Source organism: Aliikangiella aequoris, assembly GCF_053709105.1.
Genome location: NZ_CM132298.1, coordinates 111,996 through 129,544 on the forward strand (window position 1 = coordinate 111,996; position 17,549 = coordinate 129,544).

The 17,549-nt window shown below is 37.5% G+C and carries 20 protein-coding genes and 1 pseudogene; 19 read left to right on the top strand and 2 right to left on the bottom strand.

Annotated elements, in window-relative coordinates:
- Positions 1–117: 117 nt before the first annotated feature.
- The 18 genes and pseudogenes from ACUR5C_RS00570 (at position 118) to ACUR5C_RS00655 (ending at position 13,614) form a co-directional block, all read left to right on the top strand.
- A complete protein-coding gene (locus ACUR5C_RS00570; RefSeq protein WP_454466365.1) occupies positions 118–588 on the top strand; it encodes a hypothetical protein in 471 nt (156 codons plus the stop codon).
- Positions 589–621: 33 nt separating this feature from the next.
- Positions 622–1,059, top strand: coding sequence for a hypothetical protein (locus ACUR5C_RS00575; protein ID WP_454466366.1), 438 nt, complete (start codon positions 622–624; stop codon positions 1,057–1,059).
- Between the two features lie 39 nt (positions 1,060–1,098).
- Entirely contained in the window at positions 1,099–1,578 is a 480-nt protein-coding gene (locus ACUR5C_RS00580; RefSeq protein ID WP_454466367.1) for a hypothetical protein, read from the top strand.
- Positions 1,579–1,659: 81 nt separating this feature from the next.
- A complete protein-coding gene (locus ACUR5C_RS00585; protein WP_454466368.1) occupies positions 1,660–2,070 on the top strand; it encodes an LIC_13387 family protein in 411 nt (136 codons plus the stop codon).
- 71 nt (positions 2,071–2,141) lie between these two features.
- Entirely contained in the window at positions 2,142–2,684 is a 543-nt protein-coding gene (locus ACUR5C_RS00590) for a hypothetical protein (RefSeq protein ID WP_454466369.1), read from the top strand.
- Between the two features lie 100 nt (positions 2,685–2,784).
- Positions 2,785–3,321, top strand: coding sequence for a P-loop NTPase family protein (locus ACUR5C_RS00595; protein WP_454466370.1), 537 nt, complete (start codon positions 2,785–2,787; stop codon positions 3,319–3,321).
- 45 nt (positions 3,322–3,366) lie between these two features.
- A complete protein-coding gene (locus ACUR5C_RS00600) occupies positions 3,367–4,329 on the top strand; it encodes a calcium/sodium antiporter (RefSeq protein WP_454466371.1) in 963 nt (320 codons plus the stop codon).
- Between the two features lie 536 nt (positions 4,330–4,865).
- Positions 4,866–5,069, top strand: a complete 204-nt coding sequence (locus tag ACUR5C_RS00605) for a hypothetical protein (RefSeq protein WP_454466372.1) — start codon at positions 4,866–4,868, stop codon at positions 5,067–5,069.
- Between the two features lie 156 nt (positions 5,070–5,225).
- A pseudogene (locus tag ACUR5C_RS00610) lies at positions 5,226–5,426 on the top strand (S1 RNA-binding domain-containing protein); the annotation flags it as partial.
- A gap of 336 nt (positions 5,427–5,762) precedes the next feature.
- Entirely contained in the window at positions 5,763–6,311 is a 549-nt protein-coding gene (locus ACUR5C_RS00615) for a GNAT family N-acetyltransferase (RefSeq protein ID WP_454466373.1), read from the top strand.
- A gap of 362 nt (positions 6,312–6,673) precedes the next feature.
- A complete protein-coding gene (locus tag ACUR5C_RS00620; RefSeq protein WP_454466374.1) occupies positions 6,674–7,123 on the top strand; it encodes a helix-turn-helix domain-containing protein in 450 nt (149 codons plus the stop codon).
- Positions 7,124–7,198: 75 nt separating this feature from the next.
- Positions 7,199–7,669, top strand: coding sequence for a L,D-transpeptidase family protein (locus ACUR5C_RS00625; RefSeq protein WP_454466375.1), 471 nt, complete (start codon positions 7,199–7,201; stop codon positions 7,667–7,669).
- A gap of 98 nt (positions 7,670–7,767) precedes the next feature.
- Entirely contained in the window at positions 7,768–8,073 is a 306-nt protein-coding gene (locus ACUR5C_RS00630) for a DUF1272 domain-containing protein (RefSeq protein ID WP_454466376.1), read from the top strand.
- 25 nt (positions 8,074–8,098) lie between these two features.
- The gene (locus tag ACUR5C_RS00635) at positions 8,099–8,365 is read left to right on the top strand and encodes a hypothetical protein (protein ID WP_454466377.1); all 267 of its coding nucleotides are present in this window, start codon (positions 8,099–8,101) and stop codon (positions 8,363–8,365) included.
- A gap of 380 nt (positions 8,366–8,745) precedes the next feature.
- Complete coding sequence (locus ACUR5C_RS00640) at positions 8,746–10,566, top strand: vWA domain-containing protein (protein ID WP_454466378.1); 1,821 nt, start codon at positions 8,746–8,748, stop codon at positions 10,564–10,566.
- The gene (locus ACUR5C_RS00645; RefSeq protein WP_454466379.1) at positions 10,508–12,397 is read left to right on the top strand and encodes a sensor histidine kinase; all 1,890 of its coding nucleotides are present in this window, start codon (positions 10,508–10,510) and stop codon (positions 12,395–12,397) included. The genes ACUR5C_RS00640 and ACUR5C_RS00645 overlap by 59 nt, the downstream gene beginning before the upstream one ends.
- On the top strand, positions 12,394–13,074 hold the full coding sequence (locus ACUR5C_RS00650) for a response regulator transcription factor (protein WP_454466380.1): 681 nt from the start codon (positions 12,394–12,396) through the stop codon (positions 13,072–13,074). The genes ACUR5C_RS00645 and ACUR5C_RS00650 overlap by 4 nt, the downstream gene beginning before the upstream one ends.
- Before the next feature lie 84 nt (positions 13,075–13,158).
- Positions 13,159–13,614, top strand: coding sequence for a GNAT family N-acetyltransferase (locus ACUR5C_RS00655; protein ID WP_454466381.1), 456 nt, complete (start codon positions 13,159–13,161; stop codon positions 13,612–13,614).
- Between the two features lie 148 nt (positions 13,615–13,762).
- Here ACUR5C_RS00655 and ACUR5C_RS00660 read toward each other — a convergent pair whose 3' ends face one another.
- Positions 13,763–15,706 (bottom strand): methyl-accepting chemotaxis protein, encoded by a 1,944-nt coding sequence (locus ACUR5C_RS00660; protein WP_454466382.1) that lies wholly within the window; start codon positions 15,704–15,706, stop codon positions 13,763–13,765.
- A 271-nt stretch (positions 15,707–15,977) separates the two neighbouring features.
- Positions 15,978–16,688: a 2OG-Fe(II) oxygenase gene (locus ACUR5C_RS00665; RefSeq protein WP_454466383.1), complete on the bottom strand. Its 711-nt coding sequence runs from the start codon at positions 16,686–16,688 to the stop codon at positions 15,978–15,980.
- A gap of 290 nt (positions 16,689–16,978) precedes the next feature.
- Here ACUR5C_RS00665 and ACUR5C_RS00670 point away from each other — a divergent pair, with 290 nt between their 5' ends.
- Positions 16,979–17,485, top strand: coding sequence for a TIGR03546 family protein (locus tag ACUR5C_RS00670; RefSeq protein ID WP_454466384.1), 507 nt, complete (start codon positions 16,979–16,981; stop codon positions 17,483–17,485).
- Positions 17,486–17,549: the final 64 nt, after the last annotated feature.

Below are 17,549 nucleotides of genomic sequence, written 5' to 3' on the forward strand. Positions count from 1 at the left end.
TAACTTTTAGCATACTTTTAGCATAATAATGCAGAAGACTCGCTAAAGCTTGCCGAGTTTTTTTGTCCGTAAACTTTGGCAAGCCCGAACTTATTGATTTATTTGGCATCTGTTAAAATGGATTTTTATGTAACTATGATTTTACGTATATTAGTTTTAATGTTTTTATTTGTTGCTGTAAAGGTCAGCGCTTGCCCACTAGAAGGCTACTGGAAATCTAATGAAGAAAAAACTTTAGCAAGCTTTCGCCAAGCTAAAAATTCTACAGAGAAACAAAAGGCGCTTTTATCCGAAGATTTCTTTGGAAAATTGTATATTCAGTTCGAATGCGAGAAATTCACCGCAGTTTTGGAAGACTGGGTAGAAACTTATAGTTACGCTCTTGTTTCTGCGACTGATAAAAACGTAACCTTCAAGTACAGTTCGGAGCTAGAAGGCGAGGTCGTACGAGAAGCAACTATTGAAGGCGACTGCTACTCGCTTTCTATAAACGATGGACAGTTTAAAGAATATTTCTGTCCGATAACTCCAAAGGCATTTAGCGAGGCTATTGAACTTGCGCGGTACGCGGCAACGCGATTAAACTAGTCGCGTTTTATTGCAGGATAACTAGAGGAAAATATGAGAAATTACATACTAGCTTTAATTTTAGTTTGCTTATCTGGCTGTATATCGAGTAAGCATATTGCCAACAGAGATAATTTCAAAATTGAATTTGGTCATATTATTGAGGCTGGTGAGTTTTACGAACTCGACAATCGAGGAAATACAATTCAGTGGGAAAAAAATAAAATAGAACCTAGGTTTGGAGTGAGAGTAGAAAACTTATCAAGAAATGGTTACGTTTTAGAGTGGACTATATTAAAGTTTGATGAAAACAGTGGAGTGTATAGCGTGTTTAATAAGGCCGGTGCATGGTATATAGGCCCGCCAACAAATATAGATTATGAAGCTTTTCTTTGGTCAGAGGGTGTTGATTTTAAAGAAGGTAATTACTTATTTTTAGTTAACATTAACGGCTTAAATGCAAAAATGTTCAGTTTTAATATTCAGTCCTAGTTACGTTAATAAAAATGCTGAGATCTGTGGAGTGACTATATGTATTCAGAAGTTATTTTAGGTGATGTTCGAGAAGAAGGAAGCTTAATGAAAATAATTACTATTACACTTGCCCTGTTACTTTTATTTATCCTTGGATGTGCCTCAAGTCCTAGCATAAGTAATTCTAAGTATGATATAAATGCTGCTATGCAGGAGGCAGGAAAATATGTTGAAGATGGAAAAACTAAATTTTTCATGTTTCATATTCCGGCAAGCTCACCTATTGAGTCTACATCTGTAACTCTTCAGCAACACCTATCTGAAGCGACTAAATCTAATGCAACTATAGCAATAATAGGTGCTGACCACTCTCTGAATTTCTCTATATTAAAAATAGCTCTAACAGAATCTGGCGAAGCATCACTAACTGGCGCAAATTTAATTTATGTAGGCGATGAAAATCATTTTGAAGAACTTGAAAATTTAGCTTTGAGTTCGGGAGCGACGTTTAAAGCTACAACATATCCTGAAAAATAAATGCTGTTTAAAAAGGCGTGGCAAAAAATTACTATTACTTGGTTTGAGTCTTGTGTAAAGTAAAGTTCTAGGAACATTGACATGGAAAAATTTTTAATAATAGTTGGTGCTTCAATATTTGGTGTTTTGGGTATAGTTCATCTGCTATTCACTTTCTTCACTAATAAGTTTCACGCTTTTAACAATCATGTCACTGAGAGCATGAAAGGCACTAGCCCGGTGTTAACAAAAGAAACAACTATGTGGGACGCTTGGGTAGGGTTTAATGCAAGCCATAGTCTCGGAGCTATATCCATTGCTGCAATATACATTCCGTTGGCTGTCTTTAATATGGAAGTGATTTCAGAAAATATTTACTATTCAATTTTTGTAACGATTATTTCAATCGCTTATTTGGGACTGGCCTACAAGTATTGGTTTAGGGTTCCTTTTTTCGGATTTGCAATTGCGACAGTTTGCTTTATAGGGTCAATTGCTGCGAAAATCATATGACATTTTGTTCAGGTAACACTCTCCGGGGTAGATTGCCAAAAGGTTAGCAAGCACAAGGGTTCGATAAATTTATGAGTAAATGGATATTCGCGTTAATTCAATTTTTTCCTTTATCTATATTTGCTTTGTTCGCTTTTTGGTTTGGCGCGCCATCTAACGAACGTTGGCTAGAGGCATTTCAGCTTGGCGCTTTGTTAGGTTTAATACAATTAGCAGTCTTGCTGCCTTTGAGCAATCCGCTAAATAGACTAGTACTAGCGGGAAACATCTATTTAATTCTTGGGGGGCTCGCAGTATTTTTTAACCAATGGTGGTTCATGCAACTCTATGACTCGTTACGTGAGTCAGCAATACTGATATTAATGGTTATTATTGGCGTAGTGACAACTTTTGCTTCGTCGTCCGGTTTTATTGGAGTAAAAGGTAGCGCACGGATGTTTTCATTGTATCTGCTTACAGCAACAATTTTAATGTTGCCATTTTCAATATATTTTGAAGGTGATCGTATTTATGCAGCGGTATTGCCGATTGTTTTTCTAGCGCTTTTAAACCGGTATTTTTCATTTATGGCAAGAGAAAAACTAACGGCTAAAAATGTGAGCTGTCTAACTTAGCTAAAGCGACAGTTGAATTATCAGTTGAATTGTTTTTTGAAAAACAGGAATAGCAAAATGGCGCTTGTAAACGTCGCTTTACGCACTAAGGAAATATATCTTGTCTAATATTCTAGTATTTGGGAATTCCGGTTCAGGAAAGTCCACGCTGGCTAAAGTTTTGAGTGAAACTAGAGGGCTTGCTCACTTAGATCTAGATGGGCTAGCTTGGAAGCCGAGTACTCCGCCTGAACGCAAGCCAATAGACGAGTCTTGGAAGGAGATAGAAGATTTTATAAGTGCTAATGATAATTGGGTAATCGAAGGTTGTTATACCGACCTGTTAGATTTAGTAAAAAATAGAGCAACAGAAATAATCTTTATGAATTTATCTGTCGAGGCATGTCAATTAAATGCGAGGGCAAGGCCTTGGGAACCACACAAGTATCCAAGTAAACAGGTTCAGGATGATAATTTAGAAATGCTCGTTGATTGGATTGGTCAGTACGTTGACAGAACTGATACTTTTTCCTATTCGGCACACCTAGGTTTTTATGAGAGCTATTCTGGAAAGAAAAAAATGATAACGCAAAATAAAAATCACACATCACCATCACTCCCCCCGAATTCTTGCATATCTTACAGTTGCAAGGATTAGAGCTTTTATTGTTATGCTGAATTCTAAAGGAGCCACCTGCAAAAAATGATGAACTTCCTTTTTATAATTTTAGGTATAGCCATGCTCACCGCTGGTGGTGAAGCATTAATCCGTGGTTCGCTGGCAGCAGCAAAGCGACTTGGTGTTTCGCCCTTGCTTAGCGGCTTGGTTATTGTTGGCTTTGGTACTTCTGCTCCGGAGCTAGTGGTGTCAGTTAATGCCGCCGTGGATGGGCGGCCAGATATTGCTATAGGGAATGTGGTTGGTAGCAATATTGGTAATATTTTATTGATACTCGGTGTTTGTGCTTTGATTTCGCCGTTAGCGGTTAAGCCGTTGGCATTGAGGCGAGACGCAGTTACGGTAGTGGCAGCCAGTATTTTGTTTTTAGTACTGGTTGGAGGAAGTGCGTTAGCGCGCACCGACGCAGCTATTTTCATTGTCGCTTTAGGTGCTTATTTAGTATGGGCATATTGGAGCGAAAAGTTCCACGCTGCGCCTTCAGGCGAATTGCATCAAGCTGAAGGAAATGAGCTGTCTGTCATTCCAAAGTCGGTATTGTGGACTGCAATGGCGGTAGTTTTAGGCTTGCTTCTTCTAATCGCAGGATCACAGGTTCTTTTGATTGGAGCCATTGGTATTGCAACCCACTTTGGTGTTCCTGAGACTGTTATAGGTTTGACGCTTGTAGCCGTGGGTACTTCTCTTCCCGAGTTATCAATTTCGGTAATTGCAGCTATTCGGCGGCACGCAGATGTAGCGGTTGGAAACATACTTGGTAGCAATATATTTAATTTACTTGGAATTCTCGGAGTGTCTGCGCTTCTTCAACCGCTACCAGTTCACGCAAGAATCTTACAGTTTGATCAGTGGGTTATGCTCGGGACAGCATTGATGTTACTCTTTTTCTTGCACACCGGACGCCGTCTTAGTCGCACCGAGGGAGGCGTACTTTTGGTGGGCTACGGCATCTATGTTTGGTTAAGTTTTTCGGTGATCGGTGGCTGACATGCTATGGCTAAATAACACGTTCCAGAGCTTTTGAGAATCAGCAATAGCTCTGGATTTACTTAGCATGGAGAAATTACATAGAATCAGTCGCTTAAAATGACTTGTGCACAGAACCAACGTAAGAAGGTTTTATTAGAGTAATTTGTATTTAATGTGCTCAATTTTCAAGTAGTTCATTTTAACGGCCGTTAACAAGTGTTCTTGTATTTACTTGCAGTAAATCTAATAAAATACGCAGTTGACATATTGATTGTCTTAAGTAAGTATTTGACATCTATTAATTAAGCAGAATGCAGTCAACTATATTAGTTTAAGTTTTAATAAGACTTGTTGTAATAAATCATTTGTTTTTATTTTTAGGATACATACGAAGCACTTAGACAAAAGTTTACTCGTACTAATTATATGATTAACAATACAGGGTCGCTCGGTAGCTGTTTATGAGCTATCGCCAAAACAATAAAAATTAAAGGTTAACCAACGCGCAAAAAGCGCGCTGTTGCTTTAGGCGTTGAATCAATGGAGAAAGATGAATGAGCTTTAAAAAGAAAATTTCTATACTTGTCTTAACTATTGCCATCATAATTTTGATAGGTAATCTTGCTCAGCAATTTAATGAGAACAATCATTATGAAATGGCTTTAGTTGAGTGTGGCTCAAAAGAGAATATTAAAAGTTATGATTCAATAGGGTACGAATGCCTTAACGATAAACCTGCGAATGATGATGAGTCTTGATTGAAAAACTACAAACGTATCCCTAACCTTCTATAATTCTCACTAAAACTGATTATAGTGAGAGCAGTGCACCGTCAGTTCATAATCTGTTAAAACGCGCTCTTTGAGAGCGCACTAAAAATTTTAGGAACACTTTTGATTTCTCCAAACTTGTATAAAAAAGGAAATTTCTTTAAAGCTAAAATCACCAAGATTGAACCTTCACTTGAAGCGGCTTTTGTCGATTTTGGCGCTGAGCGACATGGCTATTTGCCGCTCGCCGAAATTGAAGACTACGATGCAAAAGTACATAAGAAGGGCGCGTTTATTATAGTGAGTATTAGTCAACTAGAGCGGGGCCAAAAAGGCGCAGTTTTAAAAGCGCACAAAGAAGCACCCAAGGGAACAACTATTCACGAGCTTTATCAAGACTCAAGTAACAAGTTAATTGTAGTAATTTTTTCTATTTTAGTTGTTGGTATAGTTGGCGCTATAACGTATATCTATGTTTAACCATTTATCATTCTTTTATTTTACGATTAAAATTTTTGAGAATTACTTTTGGTATAAAATGAGATAAGTTTTTACTAGTTTGACATAGCACATAATAATTTAATGAATTCGGATTTTTACTAGTTTGCTCGGCTCCACTCTACAGCGGGTTTTTAGCAAACTATCATCGGCCCGTATTGCGGCGCAAGGCATAGTCAGAAAATGTTGAAAACGGATAGGTTATTGCTTCGTCAGTGGACAGAGGATGATTTTCTTCCATTTGCTGAAATGTGCAGCGACAAGGATGTAATGGAGCATTTCCCAAAACTTCTATCTACACAGGAAAGCAATGAAATGGGACGAAAGATCTTGTCTCTTATCAGTGAGCGTGGCTGGGGTTTTTGGGCTTTAGAAATACCTAATAAACAGAAATTCATTGGTTTTGCCGGTCTACATACTCCAAAAGGTAATATGCCATTTTCGCCTTGCGTAGAAGTTGGATGGCGACTTGCAAAGCAATACTGGGGCAAGGGGTATGCTACCGAGGCCGCCAGAGAAGCTCTTAAATTTGCATTTATTAACCTAAATTTAAAAGAAGTTGTCTCATTTACAACCCAAGCTAATAATCGCTCTAAAGCGGTTATGGAAAAAATTGGTATGATTGATAGCAAGCAAAATTTCATGCACCCAGGTATTGATTTATCACATCCTCAATGTGAGCATGTGTTATATAAGATTAGCAAGCTCGAATGGCAGCAAAATGCCCAATAAAAACTGCTTAAGTACAGGCAGGCTGTAAAAAGCGCTGATGAGATTCTTTGGTTTCTTGGCATTACTTAACTGCCCTCCATTGTGTGCATCCATCTAGTGATATCACCTAAAGAATCTATTTTAAATATAATAAAACGATCCAAGTGCTGCGAAGTAAACAAGCCTGAGACTTAGGGATTGAGGAGCGGAAAATAGAAACTAATGAAAAATTGGAGAACGAGGCAAAAAACGCCTGAATAGTGAATTAGCCATTAATTTAAAAGCTTAATTCGGCACTGTCGGGTGAATGTCGTGTTAAATTCGTAACTGACAGGCGTAAAATTCATGAATACTTGTGGTTCATTAGTAAAGAGGTAAATTTAATGATTCTTAAAGAGTTACGTATTAGTCGCCATTATTCACAAGAGCAACTGGCTCATATGTCTGGATTGAATGTTCGAACGATTCAGCGCATTGAAAGTGGAAAAAATGCGAGTATGGAGTCACTTAAATGTATTGCTTCTGCACTTAATGTTGATGTATCAACTTTGAATCAGGAGAAATTTATGATTGATAAAAATTCAGATAATTGGAAAAACTTACCGTTTTTATCGAAAATATGGTTTATGTCCAATTTTTTACAAACACGTCCCACTAGGAAGTCAACTCTTAGAAATGAAAGAGTGTTACATGTAAGCGGCTTTATGTCTTGTTGTTTAGGTCTCTTCAATGAGGCTGTTCTTCCGGCCGGTTTATTATTGCTCACAGCGGCTTATGCTATTCATTTTGTCAAATGGCAAGGGGACAAATATTCTATCTGGTATGATGATTAATTAACCATACTGGGTGTACCGGGCGTAGCAAAGCTACGCCGTTTATTGCAGACATAAAGTATATAAGGATCGAGAATGAAAGTTTTAGCGTTTATGTTGCTTTTTCCATCTATTGCATTTTCAGCCGTAGACTTGGTTAAGGTGGATAAATCGGAACGAAAAATGTACTTGATGGAGAATGGCGTTCCTTTAATTGAATACTCAATATCATTAGGAGGCAGTCCTCAAGGACATAAAGAGCAAGAAGGTGACCAAAAAACACCGGAGGGTGAGTATGTTCTAGATTACGTAAAAGAGGACTCTTCATTTTATAGAGCAATGCACATTAGCTACCCTAATCAAACAGATAAGCAGCATGCAAAGTCAAAAGGCGTGAGTCCGGGTGGTTTTATAATGGTACATGGCCAAAAAAATGGATTGGCTTGGTTGTCTTCGCTCACCCAAAAATTTGATTGGACTGATGGTTGTATTGCGATAACCAATTCAGAGATGGACGAGTTTTTAAGTTTGGTAAATGTGGGTACAAAAATTGTTATAGAGTGGTAGTAAAAGTTGCATTAAATTGGTTTATCAACATATAGCCTCACGGAGAAGGTTAACATGGGGCCCCTTTACCTATTGTTGAATGTAATAAGGAAAATATAATGCTGGAATTAAGACCTAACTGTGAATACTGTGATAGAGACTTACCTTTTGATTCAGCGCATGCTTATATTTGTAGTTATGAGTGTACTTTTTGTAAGGATTGTGTCGATAAAATTCTTTCAAACGTATGTCCAAATTGCGGAGGTGGATTTTCTCAAAGGCCAATTAGACCCACACAAGAATATCGGAGTGGTGTTAGCGTTAAATGTCAGCCGCCTTCGGCAGAGAGAAAACACACAAAATATACAAGAGAACAAATAAAAGAATTTAGTGATGCTATTAAAAGTAAACAAGCCAACTATTAATTAATAGTATATTTAAGGAAAAATAATGCGTAATAAATACCAAAGAACTTTGGGTTTAAGAATTTTGGGAACGGTGTCTGCGTTTTCTATAATGTTTGTTCTGCTTTATGCGTTCTTCGCTGGCTTCAGTCTTTATTCAAGTTTAATTCTAGTTTCTGCGATAGGCGTATTGGGTGGGCAAGCATTTGTTGTTGGTGAATCAGTAATAGAGTGTGTTGTTGCATTTCTCGAGATTTTACTTGAGAGCATAATGGGAATATTTGAATTTATTGGTTCATTGTTCAATTTCTAATATTTGAAAAGCGCAACAAAAACGGATAAAAACCAAGCGTAAGTTGTTCGTTGAACCATAACTATCGCACTCGCTAATATCTAGTTTTAGTAGGTTGGCATGCAAATTACCGGGACACCCACCTCTATTTTTCAATCATCACATACATAATCAATACAGTAAAATTAATTACGTCTAAAGCCGAGGTGCGCGCTTTGTAATTATGCTGACGTATTGTAGTATTAGGCAGAAATAAAATTGAATGTCCTTGTATATTTTGGTTGTATTTCTTCTTTGATATAAAAATATCAATTTTATCGAAATCATGACAAAACCATGACATTTCGGATTTAATTACTAGGTAGTATCCTTACATTGGATAATATAAGGAAGAAAATACAATGAAATTAGCAATTATCGCTTTAAAATTATCAGCATCTGCATTACTTGTTATTATGCTTGCTAACTGTGCGTCGACTTCACATGAACCCTTAGTTACAGAAGTAGAGTCAGAAAAGACTAAAATCATTATTACTGGCTCGAGGATTAGTAACGCAAATGCAGAGCCTGTTAGTGCTATCGATGCTCCTGCAATATCGCGTGCGAACAAAACTGCAGCTGAAACACTCCAAGAATTGTCATTATTAGTTAAGCAACATAAGATAAAACAGTCGGATTCGACTACAGAAAGAGAAATCCTGTATATTCGAGAGCGGAGCAATCAGCGCTCACTACTTTCAGACGAAGATAAAGAGCGACTGTATCGTATTATTGCTAACAGTCCAGAGGCATCTGGCCAAGTATTTAAGCGCTATCGAGTTAACCCAACCATTCAGACTAAATATAATCCTGTATCAACTTTTTCTATGGATGCTGATAACGGCTCATACAAATTAGCCTCTGCTATGTTAAAACAAAACCAACTTCCCAATCCTGACGGTATTCGCATTGAAGAGTTTGTGAACTCTATGGAGTATCAATATAACCAGAATGAACACCTATTTTCAGTTAGTGCTGAAGCAATGCCTTCACCTTTTCGCTCCGGCTACCATATTTTGCATATAGGACTGCAAACTAAGACTTTGAGTGATGAGGAACGCAATCCGAGTAATCTAGTACTTGTCGCTGATGTATCTGGTTCGATGTCTTCTGACAATAAGCTAGAATTACTGAAAAATGCTATGGCAACACTTGTGTCTCAACTTAATAGAGATGACCAAATCGCGTTAGTTGTTTATAACGACAATGCTACTGTGGTTCTTAAGCCGACGAAAGCGCTAAATAAACGAAAAATATTCAATGCCATAAATAATTTAAGCTCTGGTGGCAGCACTAATGCCGAAAAAGGATTATTAAAAGGATATGAGCTCGCTGAAAGCATGTTTCAACCTGGTTTTAATAACCGCGTGATCCTCACTTCAGACGGTATGGCAAATGTGGGCTCAACTTCGCCTGAAGCTATTCTTTCCAAAATATCGGAGAGTAAAGAAAAGGGTATTTTCCTAACAACATTAGGTGTTGGCAGAGGTATGTATAATGATCATTTGTTAGAGCAACTAGCTAATCAGGGAAATGGTAATTATCTCTACATAGCCTCTCAAAAAGATATTCAACAGGTGTTTGTCGATGATTTAAATAGCCAACTGCAAACCGTTGCTAAAGATGCAAAAATTCAGATTCAATTTGATCCAAGCGTAGTATCAAATTATCGTTTACTAGGTTATGAAAACCGTCATTTGAATCAGCAAGACTTTACTGATGCAAGTAAAGATGGTGGTGAAATTGGCGCTGGTCATAAGGTTACCGCGCTCTATGAAGTAAAAATAAATAGCCAACAACTACCTAAATTAAAAGACTTGGCGAAACTATCTATTGCTTATAAAAAGCCACAAGGACATAAAGTACATTATATTAATAAGGGTATTCCTCAGAGTGTCGTCAAACGTACTACTCAAGCAGCATCACCAGACAGCCGCCTATCATTTGCTGTTGCCGCATTTGCAGAAAAATTACGTCAATCCTATTGGGCTAGAGTTTATAGCTATCAAGATATTGAGCAACTATTAGACACTTTGCCGCTGTCTTATCAAAAGCAAGACCAAGTTAAAACTCTTAAAGAACAAGTTAAGATAGCACAAAGAATTGATACAAGAGCAGACCTGTTTGAGCAGAACCACCCTGTTACCAAGATCAATTTTGATAGAGTACCCTTACTTGATTAAGTCTATCGAAAAAGTATCATCAATTTTGACTTACCTCCTGGTTTTAGTAGGAGGTTTTTCAATGTTATTTATGTTGTCCGTTGAATATAGAGAAGCAAAGCGTCTAATAGACGACAACCAGTTTTTAATGAAAAATACCGTCATAAAAACTTTGACCACTAATATCTCTAATCGATCAGCAAGTTACCCTCTAACTTCAACAGAAATCGCTTCAAACTGGAAAAGGCTACCCTTAAACTTTATGGCAAACCAGCAAGGAAAGTGGCTCTTTCCTTTTCGGTTTAATGGTTTACAAGGAAATAATTTGTCAACACTCTGGCAACACTATGATCTGAATAAAACCCTTGGTGAAAAAGAGCTGTCTGCTTTATCCAGTGCAAGTCAACTGAGACTAGAATCATTGCGAAATATTAAACAAGCACTAAAATCTAACGATCAAGCTAAACTAGCTCAAGAGGTCGAAAATTATTTTTCCTTAGTCGAAAACTATCAGTTATCTATATTAGAAGAAATCATATCTAGTTTAAGGTTTCTGCAATTAGAAGAAGATACAAGGTGGAATGTAGAGCTCATTCAGTTGATCGTATTTGAGGGTTCAAACCAATTAACACCTTTGATCGATTTCATCTTTAAACATAATGATAAACTCTCCAGAGAAGATATTGATTTGGCGATTAGTAAAATTGAAGTTATTTTAGAGAGCGCTAATATTGATGCAAGTTGGTTTAATCAAAGTATTAATGAGCTTTGGAAGCCCAATTTATCACTAAATATAGACTCGCTGAAAGAGTACGCTATTATTCACAACAAATGGATTATGGTTCATGCGTCTGAAGGTTTGATGCTTTTTCTACCATTTTCCATCGAAACTGAATTAACAACTGTAGAAAAAATGCTTAAGTTACAAGGAGTTTTAGATGCAGATGACAAAATATCAATTGGAGACACCCAAGGTGAAAAAATGGTTAGAACCATTGTTGATCTGCCTTTTGATATAAAAAGAGCGACATGGATAGAACAAAGAAAACAGCAAAGTAATTTTTTTAAAGTCAAAATAGCACTGACGCTAACATTTGTTATATCGCTTTTAGTTGTCGTTGCTTTTATATCCTATAGAAATAAGAAAAAATCAGAATTTATTGATTTACGTGAGAACTTTATTAACCTGGTTAGTCATGAATTAAAAACACCCTTGGCGTCAATTAGGATTATGATTGAAACTCTTCAAAAAAGACACAATAGAAACCTCAGCATCAAAGACTACCCCGATAAAATAATTACCGAAGTCGACAGGTTATGGTTAATGGTAGATAACTTACTATCACTCAACCAAATAAAGTCGGGTGAGCTAGAATTGAATTTAGATAAAGTGAATTTAGGCTCATTGGTTGAGCGAGTATATGAAAAATTTAGTGAATATCAATCGAAACAGCTTATCTTTATAAATAATATCCAAAGTGATTCCGTCAGCTTTGTTGATCCATTATTGTTTGAACTTGTAATTATCAACTTATTTTCTAATTCAATTAAATATTGCGATAAATCAGAAGTTAAGATTGAAGCATCATTCGATTCAAAACAACGCAAATTGATATTTACTGACAATGCCTGTGGTATTCAACGGTCTAACTGGAGTAGAGTTTTTGATGATTTTTATCGTGATACAAGCACTAATGCCAAACAAGGTACAGGAGTTGGGCTATCACTTTGTAAACAAATAATGAAAATACACAGAAGTTCGATTACTATCACAGCATCAAGTAAAAATGGTACAACTTGGGAAATAGTATTACCAGAGACTTCACCGCAAGGTAAGGAGAGAAGTTCTTGAGCGTTAAAATACTCATCGTCGAGGATGATGATAACCTAAGAGAAACATTGGCGGATAATTTGGAACTTGAAGGGTATCAAGTTTTTTCACACGCTATGGTTAAGGATGCACAGAAATTTCTAGCAGAAAACACTGTTGATTTAGCAGTGCTTGATATTATGCTACCTGATGGAAATGGTTATGACTTGTGTCGTTGGATGCGTAATCGAGTTGATGTACTCATCTTGATGTTAACAGCAAGAAATTTGGAAAAAGATGTTGTTGAAGGGTTTATTGCCGGTACTGATGATTATGTTAGCAAGCCCTACCGTTCCTCAGAATTAATTTTGCGCATAAAAGCATTGCTGAGAAGAAAGAGCATAACTACCCACACTGAATCACAGAACTTAAACGGGTATCATATAAATTGGAACTTGCGAGAGATACATAAGGAAGATCAAAAAATCCATTTAACCAAAACAGCATTCGATATTCTCCTATATCTTTTCGAGCATATTAATAAGCCCTGTAGCAGAGATGATATCTTAAATGCAGTGTGGGGTAATGATGTTTTTGTTGACAACCGAACGGTGGATAATTTTGTATCTAACTTAAAAAAGCAGCTTGGGTTAGTTGATGGTGCAATCTACCAAATAAAAACCATTCGTGGAGTTGGTTATAGTTTAACTAAACTGTGATAGAACATTTAGTTCTATGGAAAATCAGTTATTTCAATTTGTCATTAAAATGCCATACCTATAGTTTTAAGAAGATAACTTTCAATGAAATTAAATTATCGTTCAGCTAAATTAGAAGACTTAGAGAGCTTAGTCGCTTTGCTTTCAAATGATCAGCTTGGCAGTCAAAGAGAAGACGCTGCAATTCCTTTAAATCGCGCTTATATTGAAGCGTTCAACGCGATTGTGCAGGACCCAAATAACGAGTTAATTGTTGTTGAGTTGAAAAACTCTGTTGTTGGAATGCTTCAAGTAACTTTTATCCCTTATCTTACACATACTGGAAGCTGGCGATGCTTGATTGAAGGTGTGAGAATACATAGCGAGTATCGAGGGAAAGGTTTGGGTGAGAAAATGTTTGCACATGCGATACAGTTGGCAAAAAATAAAGGTTGTAACCTAGTTCAATTAACAAGTGATAAAAAGCGGCCCGACGCCATCCGGTTTTATGAAAAACTTGGGTTTAAAGCAACACATGAAGGGTTTAAACTTGCGCTCTAGTTGGTGTGCTAAGCGCTTAAAAAGTAATATTTGTATTTTGAAATTCTAGCCCACAACAGTAACCTTGCTTAACCGTTATTGCACTAATTAAATAATGCTCGTAGGCTAAACAAGATCGTTTTGGGGTTCTCGAATTAAACTTTCGCTATTAAGTTTTAAACTTAGCAATCATTGCTTCTAGCCGCGCGACGTGTTCAGCTAGTTGTTTACTAGCCAAAACCGTTTGTTGTACGTTTTGCTCGGTTGTTTTTGAAGTTTCGCTGATTGACTCTAAACTGCTTTCAATTTGTGATGCGATCCCTTTTTGCTGTTCGGCGGCGCGTTCGGTGGTGTCATTTTGCGTAGTGATTTGATCAACGGCCATGGTAATTAAATCTAAAGCTTGTTCTAGCTTTTCTGACTCTTCAATAGTTTTTAGGGCTTTTTGATCGCTGCGGGTCATGGCTTCAACGGCGTCTTTTACTCCTTGCTGAAGTTTGCTAATCGTCGTTTGAATTTCTTCGGTTGAATCGTGAGTTCGCTTTGCAAGCGAGCGAACTTCGTCGGCGACTACGGCAAAGCCTCGTCCTTGGTCGCCCGCTCTGGCTGCTTCTATTGCGGCGTTAAGAGCGAGTAAATTGGTTTGCTCTGCAATACTTTTTATTACATCTAAAACCTGATTGATGCTATCACTTTGTTGAGAAAGTTGGTTAATGACCTCAACCGATAGCTTAATTTCGTCGCCAAGTTCATCTGTGGCTTTTCGTGCACCAATTAGAGTTTGTTTGCCCTCAATCGTTTGTTGGTTGGCATTGGCTAAACAGTCGGCTACTTTTTCAGTGCTTTCCGACACGATTAATACGGCTTCTAAAATTTCTGCGATAGAAGTGGTAATTGCATGGGTATCTTCTAACTGAGTGTTGACCGCCAGGCCAGTTTGACCTGCGATTGCCTCTACTTGGCTTGATTGTTGCGACACGCCTTCAGATGCATTAAGAACCGACTCAACTAAATCATGAACATTTACTGCCATTTGATTAAACGCTCGTATTGCGTCAGCTAGCTCATCTTTGGTGCGAACATTGGCGCTAACTCGAGTATCGCCAGCGGCTAATTTGGTAGCCACTTGAGTTAGACTATTGGTTGTCATACCAATAGAGAAACTCATGCCAACAAATAAATAGACAACGATAGCCAGGATAAGCGCGACAATAATTGCAATGGTAATAAAGCCCGTTTGTTGGACATCAATTCTTTGTTGAATACGCTCGATTAACTTGTCATAAAGGTCGGCTTTGGCAAAATAATAAGCATCGAGTTGTTTGTCGAACTGTGAATCCATGTCGACTTTCTTTAGCCTAATTTCATCTGCAATAAGAAATTCTTCTTCTAAAAAGCGCAAACTTTCGTCAATAAGGCCTGACTGCACTTTCAAGTCGCTCTGAATTAACTTTTGGATTGCTGGTGCAAGCCCCTCTGCTGCGTTAGCCATAGCGTTTATTTTAGGCTGAGCACTGGCCACTTCGTCAGCAACAATACTTAAACTATCAAAAGAGCCAGAGGAAATCGCAGACTCACCCAAAGCAAAAGAGGCAACCCCGTAAGTCCGTGCTAGCAAACTGAGTGATAATAGCCGTTTTTCGGTTAACAAGCGGGCTAGTGAAGCCGTGTCAATTTCTGGATCATTAGCTATACCGGTTAAATTTGCCGTGCGAATGTAGAGATTGTTGAGTTGATTTAGTACTGTTTCAAGGTTGTTAAAATGATCAACTGATGACTGTTGAGCATTGCCTAGTTCTTGCGAAACTTCACTTAGCAGCGCCGTAACTCGGGCGGTCGACTGCGTAATGGCGTCGGCTTGCTCTTTACTCAAGTAGCTTTGCTTACCAATATCACTAAGTTCTTTATTGAATTGCTTTATGGCTTCAGTTTGTGCGGCTGGAATTGACTGGCCCGAACGCCAGTTCATGTCGTTGACAATGATTTTAATGAGGCGGCGCTGATAATTATCAATAACTTGGAAAAATTTGAGGCCGACAAGCTCGTTTTCGCTGTGTTGAATAGTGCGGCTCACGTCTCCTGAATAGTTAAAGCCTAGAAAAGCTAAGGGCATTAAAAATAGCAGCACAATTAAGGAAAATTTAAGGTTAAACCTTAAATTATTCATTAATAATGTGGCAGGCAGAAAAAGCTTTTTTATCATAAAGTTACAACGAAAATAGTTAAGACGTTTTAGTAAACTATAGATGAGCTTTTCAAATAATTACATTTTTTGTTTAAAAAATAAGCGTTTTATGGGGTTGGACACTAACAAACCGAGAAATTAATTTTAATATCGCGTTATTTATATTGGTTGTGATAATGCTGGATCCACTTAATAGTATTTATTGTGGTGCGGTTGCATACATCTGTTGGGCTGGTTTATACATAACCCAAGACGCTAATACATATTTATCACTAGAAATAGGCACGTGGCCTCGGTGAGTATGGGTAAAGCCACAGGGGGCAAGTATTAAACTGCCTTTTTGTGGTTTGACTTTAGCTTGTTGATAAAAAAACTCAGTTTCACCGCCTTGTTCAATATCGTTTAAATAGAGCAACCATAGCAGCACTCGATGTAACGATTTTTGGTTTGGATCGCTTGGGTGAGGGTAGTGCTCAGAATGCCAATGATGGTAGCCACCACTGCCTTTGGTGTAACGCTGCATATTAATATTATCCATGCAATATATTGAGCGTACTAAGTTGTCGATATTTTGATTATTGAGCTGACCAATGTCTTCATGGGTAATGCTACGCACTTGGCCGCTTTTAGGATCTTGGATTGCGGGTGAAATAGCGCCAGTTAATATAAACGGATACATTTTGGCGTATTCTAGCGTTGCTTGATAAATTGTTTGAGAAATTGTTTGGCTTTCTTGTTGCCAGTTAGGGTGACCAGAAATAGCGAGATCAACGCTATCTTTTTTAGATTTATCGACTCCTGCACCGGTTCTGCCCGGGCTTTTATCTTTGGCAGCTTCAAATTTTTTAATTAAATGGTCACAGTATTCAGGTGAGAGTGCATTTTTAAATTCAATGATAAAGTTTTGCATTTTTACACCCTAAGCGTCTTCTATTGTTATTATGTAACTGATTTTTGCGTGTATTGTCGCCCTTGCATGAATTATGTTTATCTAAATCCTAATTTGCAAGCCTAAGCAATTAAATGTGAGATTAATTTTTGAAAATACTAATGGTTTCAAATTATTAAACACCTCATTGTCAATTTGGGTAATAAAGCTCTACAATGGTGGCTATAAAAGATATAAAGTTTTAATCCGTTAAGCTTTTTTGTGCTTTTCAGGTTAACAACAATTGGTGGCAACAGGAAAGGAATAGAAGCATGCTGACTCTTTTAGCAAAAATTTTCAAGGCGCTTAATTCAGAGCAAAGCCCAAACCAACTCGCTTTAGCGGTGTGTTTAGCTGCCATTGTGGGGCTCACTCCAACTCTGTCATTACATAATTTGTTTATCGTCTTTGTGTTACTCTTTTTTAGAATTAATATTTCTATATTTTTAGTTACTTGGCCTCTTTTTATTCTCTTGGGGCTGATTTTAGAGCCTTTCGCCCAATCTCTAGGGGCTAATATTCTACAAGCACCATCATTAGTTCCTATGTGGGAATCTTTTTATAATACCGCTGTAGGGCGTTGGAGTAATTTTTACTACACCGGGGTCATTGGCTCTTTAGTTGTGGCGATTGGTATATTGCCAATACTGTTTCCGCTGGTTCGCTATGCGGTTAGTAAATACCGAACGACGCTATTAGATAAAATGGAAAAATACCAAATAGTCAGAATGCTTAAAGCATCTAAAGTTTGGCAGTCTTATAGCTCCTTGACTAACTAGTACAGGCAAAGTAACGCTTGCCAACAATCGTTTTTATTAATTTAACTGAGTATTATTTTAGGTC